This is a genomic window from Streptomyces sp. 142MFCol3.1, from assembly GCF_000424945.1.
GTDB lineage: Bacteria > Actinomycetota > Actinomycetes > Streptomycetales > Streptomycetaceae > Streptomyces > Streptomyces siamensis.
Genome location: NZ_AUKV01000013.1, coordinates 284,587 through 292,961, shown reverse-complemented (window position 1 = coordinate 292,961; position 8,375 = coordinate 284,587). Strand labels below are relative to the sequence as shown.

4 protein-coding genes are annotated in these 8,375 nt (G+C 59.8%); all 4 read left to right on the top strand.

What is annotated here, in order from left to right; genetic code table 11:
- Window positions 1-144: 144 nt before the first annotated feature.
- The 4 genes from H305_RS53465 to H305_RS0121280 all read left to right on the top strand — a co-directional run bounded on the left by H305_RS53465 (window position 145) and on the right by H305_RS0121280 (window position 8,069).
- The gene (locus H305_RS53465) at window positions 145-4,068 is read left to right on the top strand and encodes a COR domain-containing protein (RefSeq protein ID WP_234020985.1); all 3,924 of its coding nucleotides are present in this window, start codon (window positions 145-147) and stop codon (window positions 4,066-4,068) included.
- Window positions 4,069-4,739: 671 nt separating this feature from the next.
- Entirely contained in the window at window positions 4,740-5,756 is a 1,017-nt protein-coding gene (locus H305_RS0121290; protein ID WP_234020984.1) for an ABC-three component system protein, read from the top strand.
- Complete coding sequence (locus H305_RS0121285; protein WP_028802160.1) at window positions 5,753-6,214, top strand: ABC-three component system middle component 2; 462 nt, start codon at window positions 5,753-5,755, stop codon at window positions 6,212-6,214. The genes H305_RS0121290 and H305_RS0121285 overlap by 4 nt, the downstream gene beginning before the upstream one ends.
- Window positions 6,207-8,069, top strand: a complete 1,863-nt coding sequence (locus H305_RS0121280; protein ID WP_028802159.1) for a hypothetical protein — start codon at window positions 6,207-6,209, stop codon at window positions 8,067-8,069. Before H305_RS0121285 ends, H305_RS0121280 begins: the two co-directional genes overlap by 8 nt.
- Window positions 8,070-8,375: the final 306 nt, after the last annotated feature.

Here is an 8,375-nt window from a genome sequence, read left to right as displayed (position 1 = left end):
AGCGGCACAAGGCTCGAAACCCTCCCGGAGTGGATCGGCCAACTCACGAACCTCACCACCCTCAACCTCAGCGGCACAAGGCTCGAAACCCTCCCCGAATCAATGCGAGGACTCGTCAAACTGACCGCCTTGGATCTTGGGGGTGTGAGACTCGAAAACCTCCCGGAGTGGATCGGCCAGCTCACTAAGCTGGCCACGCTAAATCTCAACGGCACGCGCAGCAAAGTCCTGCCGGAGTGGATCAGCCAACTAGCCAACCTAAATACTCTTGAACTAAGTTTTTCTAGCGTAGAAATTTTGCCGGATTGGATCGACCAGCTGACTAATTTGAAGACTCTGGATCTTAGCGGCACTAATTTGGTAGACCTACCAGACGCTTTGGGAAATCTCGTCAGCCTAAATGAGCTGGATTTGAGTTTTACGCATACAGAGCTGCCAGCGAATCTGGGTGGTCTGACCAATTTGACTCGTCTGGACCTAACGTTCTCCAGGATGACCGCACTGCCGGATTGGATCAGCCAGCTAACCAAGCTGACTACCCTCAATTTGCTGGGCAGCAGTATTGAAACGCTACCGGAGTGGATCGGCGAGCTCACAAACCTAACCAATCTCAACGCTAGCACCTCCGACCTTGAACTCCTCCCGGACTCAATGCGTAATCTCGTCAAGCTAACGAGTCTCAACCTAAGCATCAAAGATTCATCCGCGCTGCCCGAGTGGATCAGCCAGCTCTCCGATTTGACTACGTTGGCTCTTACTGTACGTGAGTCGGGTACACTGCCAGACTGGCTCGGACAACTAACGAATCTGCATTCACTGCATCTGGGCATGCAAGGAATGGCCGCACCTCCAAACTGGATCTCTCAGCTGACCAATCTAGAATCCCTAAGTCTAGTGGGAGGCGAGTTGGCGGTCATCCCTGATTGGATTGGCAGACTCGCCAAATTGAAGATTCTAGGCCTGGCATACAACGAGCTGGAGAGCATCCCAGAGTCGATCGGCCAGCTCACCAAATTGCGGAGTCTCGACCTTAGCAACAATAATTTTTCCACATTCCCCGAGGTGATTAAACAGCTGCCCATGCTGACTTCACTCGACCTGGAAGCAAACGATCTGGCGGAACTTCCAAATTGGCTCGGGGAGCTTACTAGACTGAAAACACTGAGGCTGGGCCACAACAAGGGGATAGGAGAGAGCGTAAAATACATCGATAAACTGACTTCTCTGCAGTCAATCGATCTAAGCGGCTGCGGTTTGGCACACCTTCCAGAATCGCTGAGGAATCATGCGAGCCTGACTTCACTTAGGCTGAACGGGAACAAGCAGCTAGAGGTACTCCCATCATGGATCGGCCAACTGGGCGACCTTAGGCAACTGGATCTTATGAACTGCGGCCTCCGATCTCTGCCGGCAGAGATCGGAGAACTGAAACAACTGACGAACCTAGACCTAGACGGGAACTGTCTGACTTCTCTGCCTGATTCACTAGGCCAATCGGCGTCCCTCAAAATGCTCGACCTACGCAACAACGAAATCGGCACAATTCCTGAAAGTATCGCCGATCTTAAGAGACTTCAATCCCTGCATTTGCACAACAACAAGTTGACGCTGCTTCCGCCCAAGCTTGGTACGCTAAAACAACTGGCGACAGTTGTCGTCGAGAACAACCCTCTCCCTCCAGAGGTACTCGCTGCAGACGAGGAGGGGACTGAAGAGCTGCTCAATTTCATCCACCTACTACACTCCGAAGGCGAGCTAATTCGTGAGGCGAAACTTGTATTGGTGGGGGAAGGCGCTGTTGGAAAGTCGAGCCTTCTAGCAGCCCTTCGCGGGGAGGAATGGATCGAGGATCGCAATACCACTCACGGCATCGAGATTCGTCCGGTAGAAGTAACCCACGAGCAGTCCAGAATAGTTCTAAATAGCTGGGATTTCGGTGGTCAAAAGATTTACCGGCCTACCCATCAATTGTTTTTCACGGAACCAGCCGTATATCTCGTGGTCTGGAAGCCGCGAGAAGGGCCTGAATTGGGACTGGTCGATGAGTGGATCTCACTCATTCGACACCGGGCCGGAAGTAGTGCAAGGGTGCACGTTGTAGCTACCCACGGAGGCCCGGGCCAGCGCTACGCTCACATCGACGAAGCTGCACTGCGAGATCGCTACGGCGACATGATCGTCGCATTCCATCATGTCGACAGTAAATCCAGTCCTGCTGGAGGAATTTCCGAGCTCAAATCTGCAATTGCCGCAACGGCTGCTGGACTTCCTCATGTAACCCGTTGGTACCCGGGTACTTGGCGCAGCCTTCGGGAGACACTGGAGAACCACCCTGCCGCTTACTTGCGTTACTCGGAATACCAAGAAATTGCTGCACGGAATGGATTGTCACCGACCAGCGCCCGGTCTCTCGCAAAGAATGCGCATGCGCTCGGACACTGGATTTATTACGCAGACGATCCAAATTTGGCAGAGTTGATTATCCTCAAAGCCGACTGGCTGAGTGTGGCAATTGGATTGGTCCTTGAGGACGGACCCACCATTGCTAACGAAGGGCTGTTGCCGCATCGCCGACTGTCGGAAATCTGGGATGACCCGAATCGTGATGCCACGCATCGGTATCCACACCCACTACAGCAGGTATTCCTGCGTTTGATGGAGCGCTTCGAGATCAGCTACCGCGTTCCGGAGCTTACGGGAGGGGAACCGCTGAGCTTGGTTGCGCAGCTGCTGCCAAGTGAGCGCCCAAACCTGTCCGCCGAGTGGGACGGTTACCGGCCTAACGATTCTGAACTTGTACAGATCTGTAACATCCAAGAAAGAGAAGGCCGCAGAGCTGTCCAGCCTTATGGCCTCATGTATCGCCTGATTGTTCTTTTTCACCGACACTCTCTCGGTCGAGGCGACATCACCCAGGCCCTGCATTGGGCTGGTGGAATGGTGCTCCAAGATCGATATGGCGCCCGTGCCCTAATTGTCTTGGGCGATGAAGGATTGACTATTCGGGTCCGGGGACTCAACCCGCAGGCATTCCTTGACCACCTTATACAGGAGGTGCGTGAGTACGTAGAGGGTTTCTGGAGAGGACTGAATACTAGGGTGTTGATTCCCTGCAGGGCAGTCTGCCAGTTCGGCGATTCTGGGCACGGCCTTTTTGATCTAGACAAGTTGTACCGTCGGCTAGAGGCCGGTAAGCGTGAATACACGTGCACAGATCCGTCCTGCGACGATGATGTTAAGGTTGAAGCACTGCTGCGAGGTCTGGGCCGGCGAAAGGCTCCAGAAACACAACTGGAGCACGTTGTGCGTGAGGCTGTCAGCAACGCACTGGACTCTCACGTCACACGCCTACTCACGGCTCAGGATGCAGGCGCCAGGCAGGTCCTAGCTCGCATCGATGAATTGGACGACAACACCAAGGAAGCGTTCAGCCGCGCTGAAGATCAACTCGCGAATCTTCTGCGTAGCTTGGATGACGATGCAGCAGACGGGCCACGGCTGTTTAGCCTTGAAATGCTTGATCGCAGCGTGTGGCGCCCGGGAGTCACAAAGCGCCGAATGAAATTGACACTCTGGTGTGAACACAGCCGCCTACCTGTACACGTGCTTGAACCTGATCGAAGTGAGGCAGGTGTCTATTTTATCGATGTGCCTCGAGAGTGGTGGGTAAAAGCAGCTCCCGCCATCAAGGTAACATCCCTGCTACTTAAGACCATCTTGCCAGTCAGTCTTGCAGCGATCGAATTCGACCTCAACGATCAACAATGGGATGCAGTAAAAGAGCAGCTTGCCTTGAGTAAAGAAATCCTCGGTGCTTCTGCTGAGGCTGCAGAGGCACTGGAAGCAGAAGCGGATGGCTCGCTGGATGCAGATACGGGGCCAGCGCCAACCCGCGCGGAAGGTGGGCTGCTACGCATGTTGCATGCGTCACTGCGCGAGCAGGACGTGACATTCGCTGATCTCCGGCGAGTGCGTGATGCCCAGGGGCGGTTCCTATGGGTGCATCAAAGGTTCGTAAGCGAATATCAGCCGCCTCTACCTGTCATTCCGTCAGGCAGAGAAAATTAAGGCTCTCAGTGCGACGGTTACCCCCGACCAACTTCTGGACCTCATCGCCGACGGGCGTTCAGTAACCCGAACCCAGGAAACACAACCCCGCCCGCCCGGACCCGATCCACCCGGGTCGGTGAACCCGAGATCAGCCTATCTCGCGAAGATCGAGCGAGCGGTGGACCGGCCCCGTGCCTCATATGCAGGACAGCCATTCGTGGCGGTCCATCAGGGACTTGTATCAAAGCGCTGAAAGACGAGGGCGCTCAACATGTCGTGGACCAGGTCGTCCAGGAGTTAGCGCGTCAGATCTCTGATGTAGCAGCTGAGCCACAAAGAGCAGCGGGGTGAGTGTATAACTGCGTGACAACGCCGACGAACACCGGCGGACGAGCGCGAACGTCTGCGGACCATCAGCGCAGGTGACAGCCTCATTAGCCCAAGGCAGCGCTCCCACTCAAGTTGCTTCGGGACGAAGAGGTCCTCACCCAAGGTCTGGCGAACGAACCTGACTATGCGGCAGCTCGCGCCGCTGTTCGGGTCTGGATGCGGCTGCATCCCGGTGATATCTGTTGAGATCGCCAAGCGCAGCAAGGGGGGATGGCGTGACGAGCCAGCATGACGGTCAGCCGGGGGGCGAAGAGCAGCGGGCACTGACAGTGCTGCCGCCTAGGCTCAGCATGCCGAGGATGGCGACGCCGAAGCAGACGGTCACTTTCCTGTACGACCCCGACGAATTCGAGGAGTTCGTGAAGGAATGGGTGCCGACGCAGGGGGCGAAGTACGACCTCGTTGAACGGCAGGGAGGCGCGGGGGACCACGGCATCGACGTGGCGGGCTTCCTGACGCAGGCGAAGTTGGAGGGGGAATGGCACAACTACCAGTGCAAGCAGTACAAGCGGGATCTGTCCTGGACCACTGCGGCCCAGGAGATGCGGAAGATGTTCGTGGCCGCCGCGGCCGGTCACTTCACCGTCCCCAGCCGCTATGTCTTCGTTGCTCTCACCTTCGCTGCCAGCCTGAAGCGCCTCATCTCGAAGCCGTCCGAGTGCCGGGCAAAGTTCCTGGAGGACCTGTCTACAACCAGGGACAAGCTCGTGACCAAGCTCGATGATGACGAGCGCCGCAAGGTCGAGGAGCTGGCGGAAGGCACCGACTTCGGCATGTTCTCGTGCATCGATCTCGATCAGGTGCTCGAAGAGCACATGACCACACCGCACTGGCTCGCGCGTTTCCCGCACGTTCCGCCGGCGAACGGGCCGAGCAAGTTGACTCCTCCCGAGCGGCCCCGCCACGACGAGGCGCGGTATGTGCAGCGCCTCGTCGATGTCTACCGGGAGCGGTTTCCCGACAAGATCAACACACTGGAGCAGGTCGAGGACGTAGCCGAGGCCAAGGGGCACCTCCTGCGGCAGCGGGTGGCCTTCTTCGCCGCCGAGTCCGTGCGCGTGTTCGCGAGGGACTCGACCACGCCGGAATACTTTGACCAGGTCAAAGAGGATATCTACACAATTGTCGTGGAGGAGTCGGAGCGGTCTCACCCGAACGGCTGGGAACGCCACGCAGCCGTCATGATCTGCGCGGGAACCGTGGAAGTGACCGAGACGATCCTCAAGCCCTACGTGGGGCCGGAGGTCCGCAAGGGGGTATGCCACCACCTGGCGAACGACAACCGCCTTATCTGGTGCCGGGAAGGAGAACAGTGACCCCGCTCAACAGCCCGCTCGAGGTGGGCGTGCGCGCTCTTGTCCTCCTAGCCGAGAGCCACCCCCAGCCCCTGGACCTCACCCAGCTCGTCGCGCTGGACTACCTCGTACTCCACAGCGGCGAGTTCGACGGCCCGCACAGCCTCCACCCCGACCTGCCGGCTCGGGAGGGCGAACTCGGCAGGAAGCGAGAACTCCTGGAACAAGGTCTTCTCGTGCTGATCCGGGCCGGGCTGGCCGACCTCGTCAGCAGCGACGACGGCCTCATGTACGCGGCCACGGAAAACGGCCCCACCTTCATCGAAGTGCTGGAAGCCCCCTACATCGCATCTCTGCGCGAACGCGCCGAGTGGGCCCTCCGCCACTACGCCTCCCCGGCGCACGCCCGCGGCGTGACCCATCAGATCATCAACCGCGCCGCAACAGGCTCCGCATCCGAAGGGGCTGGCCATGGCTGACCTGCGTCTGACACACCTCACCTACGCCTCCGCGGCCAAGCCGCTCGCCACAGTGGACTTCGACCCGTCCCTCACCGTCGTCTACGGCGCCTCGGACACCGGCAAATCGTTCGTCGCGGAGTCCATTGAGTACATGCTCGGCGGCAGCAAGCTCGACCTCGTCTCAGAAGCCGAGGGATACAGCCAGATCCTCCTCGGCCTCGAACTCGACGACGGCACGCCGCTCACCCTGCTGCGCGTCCCGGAATCCAACACCATCCACGTGCACTGGGCCGACCTGCGGGAGCTGGTCACCCGCCCCTCCGACTTCGACGTCACGGCCAAGCACACCGCACGCAGCAAGAACAGCCTCTCCCAGTTCCTCCTGGGCAACCTGGGATGGGACGACCTGCGCATCCGCACGAACGACGCAGGCGGCACGCGCGAACTGCGCCTGAGCGACCTGGTGCACCTCTCGGTCGTTCCCGAGAACCGCATGGTCGACAAACGCTCCCCGGTCCTGCACTCCTCCTCGGCCAACGGGAAGACCGCGGCGACCTCCGTCATGCGGCTGCTGCTGACTGGAGAAGGCGACGCCGGGGTCACCATCGGCATGAACGCCGGCCAGCGCCGCGTCAACAAAGGACAGGTCAGCCTCCTCGACCGGATCATCGTCGACCTGCAGAACAAGCTCCGCACCTCTGAGAACGTCCAGGAACTCCGCGACCGGCACCGGCGCCTGCAGACAACCATCGACGGCTACTCCCGCGCAGTCGAGACCATCACCCAACAGCACCTGAACTCCGTGGCCGAACGTATGTCGGTCACGGAGGAGCTGGCCGGGATAGAAGCGCGCCTGGCCGAGGTCGGCGACCTCATGTCCCGGTTCACCCTGCTGGAAAAGCAGTACCGCTCCGACATCGACCGGCTCGTCATGGTCACCGAGGCCGGCAACCTCCTGGGGTTCTTCAAGGTCGGCACCTGCGTCTTCTGCGGCGCCGAACCCGAACACCAGCACCCCGACCACAGCGAACGCGAGACGACTCAGCTACATCTCGCAGTGGAGACCGAGATGGCCAAGACCACCTCCCTCCTTGATGACCTTCGGCCGACCATGCGCGACCTGCTCAGTCAGCTCGAAGAGCTCAGCAGCCGCAGGGAGGAGCTGAAGGCATCCGCTGCTCGCCTCGACGCGGACATCTCCGTCACCCGGGGACGGCTCGCCCCGCTGCGCGAGGACATGGACCAGCATCTTGAGGTCCGCTCGGCCATCGAACGCGACCTGGACCTTCACCAGCGCATCGAGGAACTGGAAGAACGCCGGTCGCAGCTGGACGGTGAAGCCGCAACTCCCGCCCACCGGCCCACCGACTACATTCCGAACCGGGCACTCTCCGCCTTTGACCAGGTCCTCCAGCACACGCTGGAGGCGTGGAGGGTGCCCTCCGTCGAGTACGCGGAGTACGACCAGTACCAGATGGAGATCAGGGCAGGTAACCGACTGCGGGCCTCTCGGGGCAAGGGCGTCCGCTCCGTGCTGCACTCCGCATTCACCACGGCCTTGGCCCACTACTGCCGTGAGCACGACCGGCCGCACCCCGGGCTCGTCGTCCTCGACTCGCCCGTCGTCACCTACCGCGGCCCCCACAGCGATCCCCAGGGCGACGCCCCAGGTGACGACGTACCGATGACATCGACCGTCGTCGATCACTTCTACCGGAACATGCTCACCTTCCCAGGACAGGTGATCATCTTCGAGAACGGTGACCCGCCCCACGACGTCATCGCCCAAGCCCGCACCCACCGGTTCGGCCTGCAAGAAGGCGACCGAGCCGGCTTCTTCCCTTCAAGGCGGGAGAGGCGGTCCGCTCCGTAAGCGGCTGACGTCACGAGCTGCTGAGGGCGTCAGCGGACATGAAGTTCGGTTTCTGGGTTAAGCAAGTAAAGCGACTTTACGAACGTCATGGAGCTGGTCTGGCCGTGGCCTGAGACCAGCTCTTTGAGTGTCTAACTGCGCGATAGCGACGACGGACAGCGGCGAACAAGCGCGGACGCCTCCGAACCATCGAACCAGGTGGAAGGCGTACGCACCCAAGGTCAGACGCCTCTCCAAGTTGCTTCGGGACAAGAGGTCGCCGGCGAGCGGCAGGCGGCCGGCCCGCGGGCATGCGAAGCACGCCAG

Bases quoted from the DNA above. Each gene is read 5' to 3' on its own strand.
- H305_RS0121290 (WP_234020984.1), top strand. From the start codon at position 4,740: ATGGCGACGCCGAAGCAGACGGTCACTTTCCTGTACGACCCCGACGAA.
- H305_RS0121280 (WP_028802159.1), top strand. From the start codon at position 6,207: ATGGCTGACCTGCGTCTGACACACCTCACCTACGCCTCCGCGGCCAAG.